This window comes from Saccharothrix sp. NRRL B-16348, from assembly GCF_001280085.1.
Classification (GTDB): domain Bacteria; phylum Actinomycetota; class Actinomycetes; order Mycobacteriales; family Pseudonocardiaceae; genus Actinosynnema.
Genome location: NZ_LGED01000202.1, coordinates 36,250 through 51,215, shown reverse-complemented (window position 1 = coordinate 51,215; position 14,966 = coordinate 36,250). Strand labels below are relative to the sequence as shown.

The following is a 14,966-nucleotide window of genomic DNA, read 5'->3' as shown; positions in this document are numbered from 1 at the left end:
CGTGTCCTACGTTCAGGTTGACTGAATTCAACGCTCGCGATGGTCTTGGTCAGAGAGGGCGGACGGCGCGGATGGCGTCGGGGAGCGCCCGCAGGAGCGAGGTGGCGGGGATCGGGGCGCCGTCGGCGGCCAGTTCGGCGGCCAGGACGTGGACCTTCGCGGCGCAGCCGGCGGCGAGGACCGGGTCGAGGCCGGCGGCCAGGAGGGAGCCCAGGACGCCCGACAGGACGTCGCCGGAACCCGCCGTCGCGGCCCACGAGGTGCGGGCGCGGTTGACGAGGACGCGGCCGTCCGGGCCGGCGATCACGGTGGCGTGGCCCTTCAGCAGCACGACGGCGTTGTAGCGCTCGGCGGCCTTCCGCGCGGCTGTCACCCGATCAGGGCCGACCGGGCCGGCCAGTCGCTCGTACTCGCGGTCGTGCGGCGTCAGGACCAGCGGGGTGTCGGGGTCGCGGGCGTCCCACAGGTCGGGGTTGTTGGCGAGCATGGTGATCGCGTCCGCGTCCGCGCACACCGGGACGCCGGCCTCCAGGATCGTCCGGAGGACCGCCTCCGCGCCCAACCCCGTGCCCAGACCCGGCCCGACGACCCACGACTGCACGCGGCCGGCGTCCGTGATCGAGCCCGTGCAGATGGCCTCCGGCCACCGCGCCCGAACGCCCTCGACCGCCGCACCGGCATACCTGACCAGGCCGGACGTCGACAGCAGCGCCGCACCGGTCGCCAGCACCGCCGCGCCGGGGTACGTCGCCGAACCGGCCGCGACACCCGTCACGCCCTGCGTGTACTTGTCGTCCTCCGGCCCCGGCACCGGCCACGCCAGGCCGACGTCGGCGACGTCCAGTTCGACCAGGTCCGGCCCGTGCAGCTCGCCGTCCAGCCCGATGTCGACCAGCCGCACGTCACCGCAGTCGGCCAGCGCGTGCACGGGCTTGAGGCAGCCGAACGTCACGGTGGTGTGCGCGCGCACGGCGGGCCCCGAGATCGCGCCCGTGTCCGGGTCGATGCCGCTGGGCAGGTCGACCGACAGCACGGGCGCGTCGAGGTGCGCGACGTGCTCGGCAGCGTCCGGGCGCAACGGGCCGCGGGCGGAGAGGCCCACGATGCCGTCGATCACCAGGTCGACGTCCGCCAAGCGGTCGACCACCCGGCCACCGACGCGACGGAACGCGGCCAAGCCCTCGGCGTGCACACGATCAGGTGTCAGCAGGACGGCGGATACGGCGACACCGCGTTTGCGGAGGTAGTAGCCCGCCCACAGCGCGTCACCGCCGTTGTTGCCCGCGCCGACGAGCAGGCCGACCCGCCGCTTGCCCGCCAGCAGCTCCGCCGCGACGACCGCCACGCCGAACGCCGCCCGGCGCATGAGCGCACCGGTCGGCACGACCGCCATGACGCGTTCTTCCGCCGCCCTGACCCGATCCGTCGTCCACAGACCCCGCATGGGGCCAAGCCTGCCCTACTCGACCGTGACGGACTTGGCGAGGTTGCGCGGCTTGTCCACGTCGTAACCGCGGCTGCGGGCGATCTCCGCGGCCAGCACCTGCAACGGCACCGTGGAGATCAACGGCTGGAGCAGCGTCGGCACCGCCGGGATCTCGATCAGGTGATCCGCGAACGGGCGAACCGTCTCGTCACCCTCTTCAGCGATCACGATCGTGCGCGCACCCCGTGCCTGGATCTCCGAGATGTTCGACACCAGCTTCGAGTGCAGCACCGCCCGGCCCTTGGGCGACGGCATGACCACGACGACCGGCAGGCCCTCTTCGATCAACGCGATCGGGCCGTGCTTCAGCTCGCCCGCCGCGAAGCCCTCGGCGTGCATGTAGGCGAGTTCCTTGAGCTTCAACGCGCCTTCGAGCGCCACCGGGTAGCCGACGTGCCGACCGAGGAAGAGCACGGCCTTCGAGTCGGCCAGCTCACGGCCCAGCGCGCGGACCTGCTCGATGGTGCCCAGCACCTTCTGCACCGCGTCCGGCATGGCCTCCAGCTGGTGGAACTCCTGGGCCACCTCGTCGGGGTACTTCGTGCCGCGCGCCTGCGCCAGGGCCAGGCCGACCAGGTAGTTCGCCGCGATCTGGGCGAGGAACGCCTTGGTCGACGCGACGCCGATCTCCGGGCCCGCGTGCGTGTAGAGCACCGCGTCGGACTCGCGCGGGATCTGCGCGCCGTTGGTGTTGCAGACCGCCAGCACGCGAGCCTTCTGCGACCGTGCGTGACGGACGGCCTCCAACGTGTCGGCAGTTTCACCTGACTGGGAAACGGCGACGACGAGCGTGTCGCGGTCCAGCACCGGGTCGCGGTAGCGGAACTCGCTGGCCAGCTCGACCTCGACGGGCAGCCGCGTCCAGTGCTCGATGGCGTACTTGGCGACCAGGCCCGAGTGGTAGGCCGAGCCGCAGGCGACGACGAAGACCTTGTCCACGTCACGCAGGTCCTGGTCGGAGAGGCGCTGCTCGTCGAGCACGATCCGGCCGTCGCGGAAGTGGCCGCGCAGCGTGTTGGCCAGCGCTTCCGGCTGCTCCTCGATCTCCTTGAGCATGAAGTACTCGTGGCCGCCCTTCTCGGCGGCCGACAGGTCCCAGTTGACCGTGAACGGCTTGGCCTGCGCGGCCTCGCCGTCGAAGTCGGTGACGCGGTAGCCGTCGCGGTCGATCACCACGACCTGGTCCTGGCCGAGCTCGACGGCCTCGCGGGTGTGCTCGATGAACGCGGACACGTCGCTGGCGACGAACGTCTCGCCCTCACCCACGCCCACTACCAGCGGTGACGACCGGCGTGCGGCGACGACCACGTCCGGGTGATCTGCGTGCGTGACGACGAGGGTGAACGCACCTTCGAGGCGGCGGACCACCGTGCGGACGCTCGCGACCAGGTCGCCCTTGGTGTCGCCCTCGTCGTACGCGCGGGCGATGAGGTGCGCGGTGGTCTCGGTGTCGGTGTCGCTGGCCATCTCGACGCCGACGGCTTCGAGCTCGGCGCGGAGGGCGGCGAAGTTCTCGATGATGCCGTTGTGGACGACGGCGACGCGGCCCGTGACGTCGCAGTGGGGGTGGGAGTTGCGGTCGATCGGCGCGCCGTGGGTGGCCCAGCGGGTGTGGCCCATGCCGGCGCCTCCGGTGAAGGCGTCGCGGCCGACCTCGTCCAGGCGTGCCTCCAGGTTGCTCAGGCGGCCGGCCTTGCGTTCGACGGCCAGACCGCCGGCGCCGTCGAGGACGGCGACGCCCGCCGAGTCGTAGCCCCGGTACTCCAGCCGCCGCAGCCCGTCGAGCACGACGTCCAGCGCCGACCTGTGTCCCACATATCCCACGATTCCGCACACGCCGCTCAGAGTAACTAGACCAGGGCCGTCACCCGAAAGGGCCACTTCACCGCGTTTGCGCAGGTCAAGACATCAATTGGTGTAGACCAATCGGAGCGTGCGCGCCGTCACCACGATCGACTACCGTTCGCGGGGTGAGCGGCTACTCGGCGAAGCAGGTGCTCGACCAGCTCAGCAGGCCCGGTGAGCACCCCGTGCTGCGCGGCGACCTGGCGTTGGTCGGACTTCCGGGCCTGATCTACACGCCCGCGGTCGGGCTCGGGCTGCCGGCGGTGGCCTTCGGGCACGGCTGGTTGCAGCCGGTCAACCGCTATCGGGCGTTGCTGCGGCACCTGGCGTCGTGGGGTTTCGTGGCCGCCGCGCCGGGCACGCAACGCGGGCCGCTGATGTCGTCGCGGCTGATGGCCGGGAACCTGCGGACGGCGCTCGACGTGTGCACCGGCGTGCGGCTGGGTGACGGCGGGATCAGCGTGGACGCGTCACGGCTCGCGGTGGCGGGTCACTCGATGGGTGGCGGCGCGGCGGTGCTCGCGGCGGCGGACGACTCGCGCGTGCGGGCGGTCGTGACGTTGGCCGCCTCCGAGACCCGGCCGTCGGCCCTGGACGCGGCCCGGCGGGTCACCGTGCCCGGATTGCACCTGGCCGGTGGGGAGGATCGCATCGCGCCGCCGGTCGGGCACGCGGAGGCGATCGCGGACGCGTGGCAGGGGCCGGTGCAGCTGCGGTCGTTGCCGAAGGCCAGCCACCTCGGGTTCGCGGAGGGGCGGCACTGGAGCGAGCTGCTGCTCGACGGCAAGGGTGAGCGGGCGGCGCAGAAGCTGGCGCGGGCGCTGATGACGGCGTTCCTGCTGCGGACGCTCAAGGGCGAGAAGAAGTGGGACGCGCTGCTGGACGGCGACGTGAAGGGCGCTGTGCTGACGTTCCAGCGCGGTCCGCTCGTTCGCCACTGAGCCGCCACCCACTGCCAGGTCACCCCTACCCTCGCCAGTTCACCCCACCTCGCCAAGTCCTCCACCTGCCAAGTCAACCCGCCTGCCGGGTCGGGCGGGTCGGGCGTCACGGCCAGCCGGGCGTTGCGGGCGGGCCAGGCGTGGTGGTGGCGGGTAGGTGGGTGTGCGGCATGGCTCCTGGGTTCCTCCGGCCCCTCGTCGTCGTGTGCCTGGTGACTGGTCCCCGGTGGTCGCGTCCGTTGCGGTGGTGGCGCGGGGCGGTGGTTGCGGGGGCGGTCATATCAACCGATGTACGGGAACAGTGTTTCCGTACATTTTCGGGCGATGTTCACCCGATTGGGTTGGCACTTGACGTCGAGGGGCCGGGGGAACGTCAGGTCAGCCAGCTTTGGCTGCCGAAATCGTCGTCGTCGTCCACCCGCGCCGGGCGGCGGGGAGCGGTCGGGCGTGGTGGGGGTGGGGGTGGCGGTGGGGCTGCTGCTGGTGGTTGGACCGGGGGTGGCGGCGGGGTCGGCGTCCACGACGTGGTCGCCGGCGGCGGGGTTTCGTAGGTCGGCTCGTCGTCTTCGGCGCCGAACTTGAACTCGCCGCTCTTCTTCTCCGTCGCCGCCTTGGTGTTCCAACCGCCGGCGGCTTTCTGCGCCTTCTCGTTCTCCTCCAGCCGCTCGACGATCTTCTGCGCGACCTGGCCCTGCTTGGCGAAGCTGTCCTTCGCCTGCTCCTTCGCCTCACGCGTGTGACGTTCGCGCAGCTCACGCCGGTCGGCGTGCTCCCGCTGAATCTGGTCCATGCGGCTCATCGCCGCGGCCAGCCGTTCCGACGCGACGCTCATCGGCCCTCCTCACCCAGCACACCCTGGACGCGGCTGAGGCTGGCGTCGTCGTCGAACAGCGACCCGGTCGTGCGCCACTGCCCGGGGCTGCTGCGCTCGCTGTCGCCGCCGCCACCCTGCTGACCGCCGCCGGCCATGCCGCCGCCCATCATCCCGCCGCCCATCATGCCGCCACCGGTGGAACCGGCGGGCTGGCCCGCGGACTGGGACTCCTGCATGGACGGGAGCGTGGCGGAACCCGCCTGGCCCGCCTGCGAGGCGTTCGTGTCGGCCGCCAGGCCCTGGTCGGCGGAGTTGGACGGAGGGCTGCTCCACGTGTTGTCCGAGCCGGCCGACGACGAACCGCCGCCCAGCACCGAGTCCGCGCCGTTGAAGCCCGAGCCGCCGAGGACGGAAGCGCCGGACGTCGACGTGGTGCCCGCGGTGTCGTACTGCGCGAAGCCACCACTGCCACCGGCGAAAGCGCCACCACCGGCACCGGCGAAACCACCGCCACCGCCGCCACCACCGGCGAAACCGCCGCCACCGTTGCCGCCACCACCACCGCCGCCGTCGAACGCGGCGGGCTGGGCCTGGAAGCCCTGGGCCTGGCCTACCGGCTGGGCCTGGAAGCCCGACGGTTCGGTGAAGCCGCCGCTGACCGGGGCCGCGGCGGGGCTGCCCGCGAAGCCCGAGTTGTCCGGTGCGGGCATCGTGGCGAACTGGGGTTCGGTGAAGCCACCGCCGCCCGCACCACCGGCGAAACCGGCGTCGGGCGCCGTCGGCGCGTTGAACTGCGGCTCCGTGAAGCCACCCCCGCCCGCACCACCGCCGAAGCCGGCGTCGGGCGCGGTGGGCGCGTTGAACTGCGGCTCGGTGAAGCCGCCGCTCGCGACGCCCCCGGCCACGGCCGGTTCCGGTTGGCCGATCAGCGTCTCCGCCTCGGCGGGCATGGTGGTGACGTCCGACGGCAGGTCGCCGCTGGGCACGTCGGCGGGCAGCGGCACGGCGTTGTCCAGGCCCGGGATGCTCGGCGTCTCGTTGGAGTCGGCGGTGTCCTCGCCGAACTCGACCCCGTACTCCTCGGGCGTGCCGTCGCCGTTGTCGACCGTCAGGTTGATCTCACCGGTCAGCGGGTCGACCTCGGCGGTGATGGCCAGGCCGTCCAGCTCGATCAACGCCTTGCCGTCCGCGCCTGCCTCGATCGGGATCGCGCCGTTCGCGGCGCCCTCGCCCTGGCCGCCCACGCCGATGCCGGCGCCGGGGGTGCCGGGCGCGGCGCCTGCCGCACCGGGCACGGCGCCGGTGGTCGCCGTCGCACCGGCCAACGCGCCGGCCAGCGCCGCCCCGCCGTTCTGGCCCATCAGGGCCTTCGCCGCGTCGGGGTTGTTGCTGAAGTCGACGTCGTAGGTCTTCGGCTCGCTCTGCGGCGTGTCGACGGTGATCTGCACGTGGCCGTTCTCGTCCGGCTCCGTGATCTTGATCTCGTTGTCGCCGCTCTTGATGGTGACGGTCTCGGGCGGCTCTTCCTCGCCCTTCAACCCGTCGGGCTTGCCGTCGCCGTCCAGGTCGTCCGGCTTGCCGTCGCCGTCGGTGTCGCCGGGCACCTTGAGCTCGTCCGGCTTGCCGTCGCCGTCCTTGTCCAGCGGGTTCTCGGGCTTCGGCATCTCCGGCATGGGCGGCGTGCCGCCACCGCCGCCGGAACCGCTGCCGCCACCACCGGTGCCGCCGCCGCTGCCGCCGCCACCCGTGCCGCCACCACCACCGCCGCCACCACCGGTGTCGTCGCCGCCGCTCTCCTCACTGGCGGGCGCCGGGAACGGGTTCTCGAACTCCGCCATGTAACTGGCGAGCGTCTCCCACTGGGCGTCCACGGAGGACTTGGTCTCGGTGCAGCACGTCTTGAACTGCTCGTAGAGCTGCCAGAACTCGCGGTTGAACGAGTCGCGGATCCACTTCTTGCACTGGTTGATCGCGTAGTCGCGGTTCTCGTCGTTCAGGCTGCAGTCGTCGGAGTTGATCCGGTCGGCGATGTTGCTGCCGGTCTTCGAGTCGACCCAGCCGGCGATCTCCGACACGCGGTCCTTGGAGTAGTCGCCCTCGCCGCGCGCGAACGACACGACCTTCTCGGCCATGTACGTGTCGGCCTGGCCGATCTGCTCCCGGTACATGCCGAGGACCTCGTCGGCCTTGCTCTTGCACAGCTGGTAGACGCCCTTGACCGCGGTGCGGGTCAGCTTGGCCGCGCCCTCGAACGCGTCGGCCAGCTCGGTGATCTTCGGCGAGATCTTGCCGGTGTAGTGCTCGTGGGACTTGGTGGCCGCCTGGCCCTCCCACTCGCCGTACAGGCCCTTGAGCTGCCCGTCGACGTCCGACTTCATCTCGTCGATCTTGGTCTTGGCGGTGGTGAACTCGTCGGCTTCCATCAGCAGCTTGTGGAAGTTGATCCCGCGCTGCTCGTCGTACGGCTTCTGGATCTGCTCGGCGTAGTTGATCGCCGTGGTGTTGCCCATGCAGTCGCCGGGCCGGTTGTTCCAGATGCCCTCGAACTTCTCGAACACCTTCAGCCCGGCCTTGCCGGCGTCGAACAGCTCGTCGGACAGCTTCACGCCCGAGCCGGACGAGGTCGGCGGCTGCGTCGCGTCGAGCTTGTCCTGGCCGTCCTCGACGGCCTTGGTCTGCTCTTCGCTGTTGTAGGCGTTGGTGTCGCGCTCGGCCTTGGCCTCGTCGTAACGGGCTTCCAGGTCGCTGCTGGCGCGGTCGTAGAGGCTGGTGTCCCAGCTGTCGTAGTCGTACCGGTCCTGGTACGTCTCGGCTTCGTCCGGGATGTTCCACGGCGCGGTGGACGCGACGTAGTCGTGCAGCAGCGACTTCTTGGTCTCCTCGGAGACGTTGGGGTCGTCGAGGAGCGATTTGACGTCGTTCCAGCTCGGCTCGGCCATCAGTACTGGCTCCCCAAGTCGGCGGCGTTGGTGGATTCGACATCGCCGTAGGTGGAGGCGCCGGACGCGATCTTCCCGGCGAATCCGCCGAGCACGCTGGTCATGTTCGCGATGCCCTTGCCGAAGTTCTGGATACCCGTCTGGTAATTGGTGAAGTGCTGCTGGTGCGCTTCACCGAAATCACGGGCGACCGTCTGGGTCTGGCCGACGTCCTTCAACCCGTCGGCCGTCTCCTTCGCCGCATCGGAAATGCCCTTCGAGGCTTTTTGCATAGCCTCGGTACTGGTGCCGTAACCGGCCACGGCGCTCCACTCCCCTCCGTGGCGCGACGGCCACGACCCAACTCGACGACTCGCCCCTTTTCGACGCGACGCTTCGGCGTGCGGTTCCCATCGTGGCAGGCCGTGGGGCCGTCTGACGGCGGTTCCGGCCTGGTCCTTGCAGGTGTAAACGCCGCGCGCGGGCTTCAGCCCTGCCGCGGCGGTTGCTGCGGCGGGTAGTAGCCCTGCGGGGGACCTTGAGGGTACGGGTTCTGCGGCGGGGGCGGCGGTTGCTGACCGTACGGGGGTTGCCCACCGGGAGGAGGTGGTTGCTGACCGTACGGGGGCTGGCCACCGGGAGGCGGCTGGTGGCCGTAGGGAGGTTGTTGCGGCCCGGGTGGGCCGTACTGCTGGGGGTACTGCCGCGGCTTCTTCGTCGACTTCACGATCACGACGACGAGCACGACAACCCCGGCCAGCGCCAGGAGCAGCAAGAGGTCCAGCAGCACGGTCGTTCCCCCGAACGGTCTGGTGGTCGGTGCGATCCTCGATCAGCGCACCGAGGGAACCACACCGGCGATGCGCCGCGCGCGGGCTTCAGCCTACTGCGGCGGACCGGTCGGCGGCTGAGGTGGCTGGTGGCCGCGGGGAGGGTGCGGGGCCCGCTTGCTGCCGCTCTTCGCCGCCAACACCGCGACCACGACGACGATGCCGATCAGCACCACCGCGATGATCGCCAGTTCGACTACACCGATGCTGCCCATCCCAGACCCCCCGAACGACTCGCGCGTCAGTGCACCGACGAAACCACACCGGCGAGCCGTTGCGCGGCGGATTCCGCCAGCTCGGGCGTGGCCGCCTCGACCATGACCCGGACCAACTGCTCGGTGCCGGACGGTCGCAGCAGCACCCGGCCGGTGTCGCCGAGCTCGGCCGACACGGCGGCGACCGCCTCGTTGACCGCCGCGTCCTTCGCCACCGCCGCCTTGTCGCCGACGACCACGTTGATCAGCACCTGCGGCAGGCGGTGCATCACGCCCGCCAGCTCGGCCAGCGGCTTGCCGGTCTCGGCCATCCGGGACATCAGCCGCAACGCGGTCAGCAGGCCGTCGCCGGTGGTGGCGTGCGCGGGGAGGATCACGTGCCCGGACTGCTCGCCGCCGAGGGCGAACCCGCCCGCGCGCAGCTCCTCCAGCACGTACCGGTCGCCGACGGCGGTCGTCTTGAGGGCGATGCCGTGCTCGCGCATCGCCAGGTGCAGGCCGAGGTTGCTCATCACGGTCGCGACCAGCGTGTTGTCGGTCAGCTCGCCGGCTTCCTTCATGCCGAGCGCGAGGACCGCCATGACCTGGTCGCCGTCGAGGTCGTTGCCGTCGGCGTCGACCGCGACGCAGCGGTCCGCGTCGCCGTCGTGCGCGATGCCCAGGTCGGCGCCGTGCTCGACCACCGCGGCGCGCAGCTTCGCGACGTGGTTGGAGCCGCAGTCGTCGTTGATGTTCAGCCCGTCGGGCGCGGTGTGGATCTCCACGACCTCGGCGCCGGCACGGCGGTAGGCGTCCGGCGCGGCCACGGACGCGGCGCCGTTCGCGCAGTCCACGACGACCTTGAGGCCGTCCAGGCGGTGCGGCGTCACCTTCAGCAGGTGCTGCACGTACTGGCCCTCGGCGTCCTCGATGTCGCGGACGCGGCCGATGCCCGCGCCGGTCGGGCGGTAGTCGCGGTCGCCGAGCTTCTGCTCGATCTCGTCCTCGACCGCGTCGGGCAGCTTGTGCCCGCCCGCGGCGAACAGCTTGATGCCGTTGTCGGGCATGGGGTTGTGCGAGGCGGAGATCATCACGCCGACGTCCGCGCCGAGCGCCGACACCAGGTAGGCGACCGCCGGTGTGGGCAGCACGCCCGCGCGCAGCACGTCCGCGCCCGCCGATGTGAGGCCGGCCACCACGGCCGCCTCCAGCATCTCGCCGCTGGCCCGCGGGTCGCGGCCGACGACCGCGACCGGGCGGTGCGAGCGGTCGTGCTCGGCCAGCACGCGTGCCGCCGACGCGGCCAGGGACAGCGCGAGTTCCGGGGTCAGGTCCGCGTTGGCGAGACCGCGTACGCCGTCGGTGCCGAACAGCCGAGCCATGATCGCCGTGACCTCCATGCACACGCGACAACAGGGGGAAAAACACTGCGGGAGCAGCAGTTCGACGAAGAACTGACTGCTCCCGCAGGGTGGTGCTCGCTCGACCAGGGAAAGGTCAGCGCTTGCTGTACTGAGGCGCCTTGCGGGCCTTCTTGAGGCCGTACTTCTTCCGCTCCTTGACCCGGGGGTCACGGGTGAGGAAGCCGGCCTTCTTCAGCACCGGGCGGTCCTCGGAGTCGACGGCGATCAGCGCACGCGCGATCGCGAGGCGCAGCGCACCGGCCTGGCCGGTGGTGCCGCCGCCACGCAGGGTCGCGATGACGTCGAACGTCTCCGGCTTCTCGGTCGTCACCAGGGGCTCGCGGATGAGCTGCTGGTGCACCTTGTTCGGGAAGTAGTCGTCCATCGACTTCCCGTTCAGGGTGAACTTGCCGGTGCCGGGGAGGAGCCGCACGCGGACGATGGCCTGCTTGCGCCGGCCGACCGTCTGCGCGAGGTGGTGCGCACCCGCGGTGAGGGTGTGCCGCACGACGGGCGTGCCCTCGACCTCGGCGTCCTCGGCCTCGGCTTCCGGGGTCTCGGCCTCGGTGGCCTCAGCTTCGGGGGCGTCGGCCTCGGTGGCCTCCGCCGCAGGGGCCTCAGCCTCGGTCGCCTCCGCCTCGACGGCTTCGGTCTCGACGGCTTCGAGCTCGGCCTCAGGGGTCGTCACGTCGATGTCCTCGGTCTGGTGCTCGGTCACTGGGCGACCTTCTTGATCTCGAACGGCTGCGGCAGCTGCGCAGCGTGCGGGTGGTTCGGGCCCGTGTAGACCTTGAGCTTGCCCGCGATCGCGCGGCCGAGGCGGTTCTTGGGCAGCATGCCCTTGATCGCCTTCTCGACCAGCCGGTCGGCGCGGGTGTCGAGCACCTCGCCGAACGAGCGCTGGCTCAGGCCGCCCGGAAAACCGGAGTGCCGGTACACGAACTCCTGATCACGCTTCTTGCCGGTCAACGCCACCTTGTCCGCGTTGATGACGATGACGAAGTCACCGGTGTCAACGTGTGGGGCGTAAGTCGGCTTGTGCTTGCCGCGCAGCAGCGTCGCGGCCTGGGTGGCGAGCCGACCGAGCACCACGTCCTGGGCGTCGATCACGTGCCAGGTTCGGGTCACCTCGCCGGGCTTCGGGCTGTACGTGCGCACGGGTCTACCTCGTCGTCACTTGCGTCTGGGGTCATTGCGGCGGCTGCTCAGGCCAGAGACCCCAGGTGGGCAGAGGACCAGAACACGAGGTACGCATAGTGCGCACCAGTTACCGCACAACAACGTAGGAAGATACCGGTTGGGGTCGGCGTGGGTCAAAACGACCCCTCCCAAACCCCTCCGGACCGGCCTCGACCGACCCGGAGCGCACCCTGGCGAACCGGCCGAAACACGTACGCGGGCCCCGGATCCTCGAGGATCCCGGGGCCCGCGGGGGGTCGTGCGGCAGATCAGGCCCAGCGGCCCTGGTTCTTGGACTCAGCGGCCTGGTAGGCGTCGGTCGCGGACTGGACGGCCGTGCCGATCTGGGCCAGCACCTGCTGGAGACCCGCGGCGGACTCGTCCCACGCGCGCTGCGCCTCCTGGTAGCTCGACGACGCGCCACCGTCCCACTGCGCGATGACGGGCGCGAGGCGCGACTTGAGGTTGTCCAGCTCGGACTGGATCTTGCCGGCCTGGTTGCTGATGTCGCCCGCTGCGCTGCTCAGCTGCCCGAAGTCAACCTTGATGTTGTTGGCGTCGACCATGATCTCCCCTTGGAAGTGAAGTCAGAAAGAAGAAGGAAAGCGAAAGAAAAGGAAACGCGACCTGAATTCGGATGGATCAGCCGCCGAGCCGGTTGGTGATGGCCGACATCTCCTGCGCCTGCTCCTCTTCCTGCTGGATGTAGGTCGCCGCGCTGCCGTCCATCTGCTCGGCGATGTCCATCAGGGCCTTCTGCAGCTTGTCGGCGTCCTCGCGGAAGCGCTCCATCAGCTTGTTGAAGGCGATGGCCGCGCCACCCTGCCACGCGCTGGACAGGCCGTCGATCGTGTTGCCGAGCTGACCCAGGACGCCCTGGACGTTGCCGTTGGTGCTGACGATGTCCTTCGCTGCGCCGACGAGCTCTTCATGTCCGGTGGAGTAACCAGCCATTGGGTGCGACCCCCTTGGTCGAAGTGATCAGGCGTTCTTGGTTCGTACGCCTCTTACGACGCAGACCTTGCCATGCCTGGTTCCACGCTGTCGCGACTTCTCGGGAAGTAGTTGCGGTTGTAAACGCGGAGGGCTCCGGAACGGGGTCAGTAGAGGATTCGCGCTTGCGAAAAGTCCTCGTCATCGCCCCTTTCGGGGGGAAGTTGACCGCTCGGGCCCGCCACCGCGCGGGAACCGAGCGCCGGGCGTGGCGGAACTGCATTTGCATTCGCGTCCGTTTGCTCTCGCGATTTCTCCGGCGTGAGCAGTTCCTGGCCCGGGGGCAGCTCCTCCACGGGCAGGCCGCGGTGGTGGCGGAAGCCGGTGGCGACCCGCTGCACGTCCGGCGACGTCGGCGCGTGCCCGTCCGGCCGCACCTGCCGCGCCTTGGCCTGCTCGGCGAGCTGCCGGTTCCGGTCGCGCTGGGCCGCGTTCTTCGCGCCCGCGGCGTCCGCCGCGCGCCGGCCTCTGGTCACCGCCGCGTCGAGGTCCGAGCGGAACCGGGCGAAGGCCTCCGGGATGCCGGTCATCACAATCCCCACAAAGTCAGCTGGTCACGGTCAGCGTGCGGACGACCTGCTCGCACGCGGGGCGGACCCGGTCGTGCCCGTCCTGCGGGTACTGGCACCCCACGCTGACCTGCACGTCGTCCTGGAACAGCACGTACCAGTCGATGACGGCCGAGTCCACCACTTCCCGGTAGTAAACGACATCTTTGGTGGCGAAGTCGGCGGAAGCGTCGAAATCGGACACGTTCGACCGCTGGTCGTACTGGCCGCGCAATTCGGTCTCGGCGCGCGTCGGGTCCTCGGTGGCGTTGTAGTTGAGCCGCCGCTCCTCCACCGCGATCACGTCCCGGGTGGATTCGGGCGCCTCGGGTTTGAGCAGCACCTTGCGGGTCTCGACCTGGCCGCCGGTCTGCTGCCAGCCGCTCGGCACGGTGAAGCTGTAGTCGTACTGCGCGATGATCCGGCCCTCGGTGGCGCCGGAGGTGGTCGTGGACGTGGTGGGCGTAGTCGGCCCGCCGGTCGCGGGGTCGCCGTTCCACAACGCGTACGCCACGGACGCGCCGACGACGGCCACCACCGCGGTGACGGCGATCACGAGCAGCGGCACGCGGCTGCGGCGCGCCGGGGCGGGCGGAGGAGCGGGCACGGGCGGCGGGAAGTACGACGGCTGCGGGAACCCGGTGGGCGGCGACGGCGTGATCCGCCGGGTGATCTTGCGGGTCTGGTCCTCGGTGATCTTGCGGGTGACCTCGCCCTGGCCGGCGGGCAGCGCGCCCGTGCGCAACGGGTCGACGCTCACCGCTCTCAGCGCGCCCCGGGCCACCACGGTCTCCGGCTGGTCGATGCTCGTCGGCACCACGCCGGACTGCTCCAGCACCAGCCGCGCCACGAGCGGTATGCGGCTGGAACCGCCGACCAGGAACACACCGGCGAGGCCGCGCGGGTCGAGGCCCGCGTCGCGCACCGCGCTCACCACCAGCGCGGCCGCCCGGGTGAGCGGCGTGCTGATCAGGCGTTCCAGGTCGGTGCGGGTGACGTGCGCGTCGGGGAACGGCGGCGGCATCGGCACGTCGGTGTAGGCGTGCCGGGACAGGGTCTCCTTCGCGCCGCGCACGTCCTGGCGCAGCACCCGGCGCTTGCGGCGGTCGGACAGCTCCCGGCCCTCGACGAGCTGCCGCCACGCGTCCGGGTCGCCGGGCGAGACCAGCGAGCCGATGTGCTCCAGCAGCGCCTGGTCGACGTCCGCGCCGCCGAAGCCGGGGTCGCCCTTGGTGGCCAGCACGCGGAACGTGCCGCCGTGGCGGGCCACCACGCTGGCGTCGACCGTGCCGCCGCCGAGGTCGAGCACGGCCAGCGCCGCGCCGTCCGGGATGGCGTGGGTCGCCGAGTGGAACACCGCCGCCGCGACCGGCTCGGGCACCAGCCGCAGCTCTTGGCCGAGGCCTCGGGCGGCCTGCAGCAGCACCCTGGTGCGGATCGCGCCCCAGTCGGCCGGGTGGGTGAGCACGAGCAGGTCGACCCGCGCGCCACCGGCCACGTGCCGCGCCTCGTCGACGGCCCTGGTCAGCACGGCTCGCACGACGTCGACCACCGGCAGCACGCTGGAGCCGAGCAGCAGCTCGCCCTCGTCGACCCGGCGCTTGGGGTGCGGCTCGTAGCGGGACGGGTCCACCGCCGCCTGGCGTTCGGCCTCCTGGCCGACGAACAGCGTGCCGTCGGCCGCGGCGAACACCGCGGAGGGCACGATCGGCTGGCCGTCGACCACGACGACCTGCGGTTCGCGGCCGTGCAGCGACATGGCGACGCAGGTGCTGGACGTGCCGAAGTCCACCGCCACGTGCAAGCTCATCCGTC

The 14,966-nt window shown here is 71.1% G+C and carries 15 protein-coding genes; 1 reads left to right on the top strand and 14 read right to left on the bottom strand.

Features of this window, described 5'->3' with window-relative positions; genetic code table 11:
• Nucleotides 1–49: 49 nt before the first annotated feature.
• Together ADK67_RS22495 and glmS are read right to left on the bottom strand one after the other, a co-directional pair.
• Nucleotides 50–1,444: a bifunctional ADP-dependent NAD(P)H-hydrate dehydratase/NAD(P)H-hydrate epimerase gene (locus tag ADK67_RS22495; protein ID WP_053718456.1), complete on the bottom strand. Its 1,395-nt coding sequence runs from the start codon at nucleotides 1,442–1,444 to the stop codon at nucleotides 50–52.
• A 15-nt stretch (nucleotides 1,445–1,459) separates the two neighbouring features.
• Nucleotides 1,460–3,322 (bottom strand): glutamine--fructose-6-phosphate transaminase (isomerizing), encoded by a 1,863-nt coding sequence (gene glmS / locus ADK67_RS22490; RefSeq protein ID WP_053718455.1) that lies wholly within the window; start codon nucleotides 3,320–3,322, stop codon nucleotides 1,460–1,462.
• 134 nt (nucleotides 3,323–3,456) lie between these two features.
• Between glmS and ADK67_RS22485 the strand changes: the two genes are divergently transcribed.
• A complete protein-coding gene (locus ADK67_RS22485) occupies nucleotides 3,457–4,272 on the top strand; it encodes a dienelactone hydrolase family protein (protein WP_053718454.1) in 816 nt (271 codons plus the stop codon).
• Nucleotides 4,273–4,645: 373 nt separating this feature from the next.
• On the opposite strand, the gene ADK67_RS51105 is transcribed toward ADK67_RS22485, so the two are convergent.
• The 12 genes from ADK67_RS51105 to ADK67_RS22435 form a co-directional block, all read right to left on the bottom strand.
• Nucleotides 4,646–5,104, bottom strand: coding sequence for a hypothetical protein (locus tag ADK67_RS51105; protein WP_053718453.1), 459 nt, complete (start codon nucleotides 5,102–5,104; stop codon nucleotides 4,646–4,648).
• On the bottom strand, nucleotides 5,101–8,025 hold the full coding sequence (locus ADK67_RS22475) for a WXG100 family type VII secretion target (RefSeq protein WP_053718452.1): 2,925 nt from the start codon (nucleotides 8,023–8,025) through the stop codon (nucleotides 5,101–5,103). The genes ADK67_RS51105 and ADK67_RS22475 overlap by 4 nt, the downstream gene beginning before the upstream one ends.
• Nucleotides 8,025–8,327 carry a hypothetical protein gene (locus ADK67_RS22470; RefSeq protein ID WP_053718451.1) on the bottom strand — a complete coding sequence of 101 codons (303 nt, stop codon included), beginning with the start codon at nucleotides 8,325–8,327 and terminating at the stop codon, nucleotides 8,025–8,027. The genes ADK67_RS22475 and ADK67_RS22470 overlap by 1 nt, the downstream gene beginning before the upstream one ends.
• Before the next feature lie 164 nt (nucleotides 8,328–8,491).
• A complete protein-coding gene (locus tag ADK67_RS49235; protein ID WP_197289574.1) occupies nucleotides 8,492–8,794 on the bottom strand; it encodes a hypothetical protein in 303 nt (100 codons plus the stop codon).
• A 93-nt stretch (nucleotides 8,795–8,887) separates the two neighbouring features.
• Nucleotides 8,888–9,049: a hypothetical protein gene (locus tag ADK67_RS51100; RefSeq protein ID WP_157620759.1), complete on the bottom strand. Its 162-nt coding sequence runs from the start codon at nucleotides 9,047–9,049 to the stop codon at nucleotides 8,888–8,890.
• A gap of 26 nt (nucleotides 9,050–9,075) precedes the next feature.
• On the bottom strand, nucleotides 9,076–10,410 hold the full coding sequence (glmM, locus tag ADK67_RS22465) for a phosphoglucosamine mutase (protein WP_053718485.1): 1,335 nt from the start codon (nucleotides 10,408–10,410) through the stop codon (nucleotides 9,076–9,078).
• 115 nt (nucleotides 10,411–10,525) lie between these two features.
• Entirely contained in the window at nucleotides 10,526–11,149 is a 624-nt protein-coding gene (rpsI, locus tag ADK67_RS22460) for a 30S ribosomal protein S9 (RefSeq protein ID WP_082403694.1), read from the bottom strand.
• Nucleotides 11,146–11,589 (bottom strand): 50S ribosomal protein L13, encoded by a 444-nt coding sequence (rplM, locus tag ADK67_RS22455; RefSeq protein ID WP_053718450.1) that lies wholly within the window; start codon nucleotides 11,587–11,589, stop codon nucleotides 11,146–11,148. The genes rpsI and rplM overlap by 4 nt, the downstream gene beginning before the upstream one ends.
• Before the next feature lie 290 nt (nucleotides 11,590–11,879).
• Nucleotides 11,880–12,176 carry a WXG100 family type VII secretion target gene (locus ADK67_RS22450; protein ID WP_053718449.1) on the bottom strand — a complete coding sequence of 99 codons (297 nt, stop codon included), beginning with the start codon at nucleotides 12,174–12,176 and terminating at the stop codon, nucleotides 11,880–11,882.
• A 76-nt stretch (nucleotides 12,177–12,252) separates the two neighbouring features.
• Complete coding sequence (locus ADK67_RS22445) at nucleotides 12,253–12,564, bottom strand: WXG100 family type VII secretion target (protein ID WP_053718448.1); 312 nt, start codon at nucleotides 12,562–12,564, stop codon at nucleotides 12,253–12,255.
• Between the two features lie 146 nt (nucleotides 12,565–12,710).
• On the bottom strand, nucleotides 12,711–13,133 hold the full coding sequence (locus ADK67_RS22440) for a hypothetical protein (RefSeq protein WP_157620757.1): 423 nt from the start codon (nucleotides 13,131–13,133) through the stop codon (nucleotides 12,711–12,713).
• Nucleotides 13,134–13,149: 16 nt separating this feature from the next.
• Nucleotides 13,150–14,961 (bottom strand): type VII secretion-associated protein, encoded by a 1,812-nt coding sequence (locus tag ADK67_RS22435; RefSeq protein WP_053718446.1) that lies wholly within the window; start codon nucleotides 14,959–14,961, stop codon nucleotides 13,150–13,152.
• Between the last annotated feature and the right edge of the window lie 5 nt (nucleotides 14,962–14,966).

Coding starts and splice junctions, on each gene's coding strand:
- ADK67_RS22495 (WP_053718456.1), bottom strand. CDS start 1,444: ATGCGGGGTCTGTGGACGACGGATCGGGTCAGGGCGGCGGAAGAACGC.
- ADK67_RS51105 (WP_053718453.1), bottom strand. CDS start 5,104: ATGAGCGTCGCGTCGGAACGGCTGGCCGCGGCGATGAGCCGCATGGAC.
- ADK67_RS22475 (WP_053718452.1), bottom strand. CDS start 8,025: ATGGCCGAGCCGAGCTGGAACGACGTCAAATCGCTCCTCGACGACCCC.
- ADK67_RS51100 (WP_157620759.1), bottom strand. CDS start 9,049: ATGGGCAGCATCGGTGTAGTCGAACTGGCGATCATCGCGGTGGTGCTG.
- glmM (WP_053718485.1), bottom strand. CDS start 10,410: ATGGCTCGGCTGTTCGGCACCGACGGCGTACGCGGTCTCGCCAACGCG.
- ADK67_RS22450 (WP_053718449.1), bottom strand. CDS start 12,176: ATGGTCGACGCCAACAACATCAAGGTTGACTTCGGGCAGCTGAGCAGC.
- ADK67_RS22445 (WP_053718448.1), bottom strand. CDS start 12,564: ATGGCTGGTTACTCCACCGGACATGAAGAGCTCGTCGGCGCAGCGAAG.
- ADK67_RS22440 (WP_157620757.1), bottom strand. CDS start 13,133: ATGACCGGCATCCCGGAGGCCTTCGCCCGGTTCCGCTCGGACCTCGAC.
- ADK67_RS22435 (WP_053718446.1), bottom strand. CDS start 14,961: ATGAGCTTGCACGTGGCGGTGGACTTCGGCACGTCCAGCACCTGCGTC.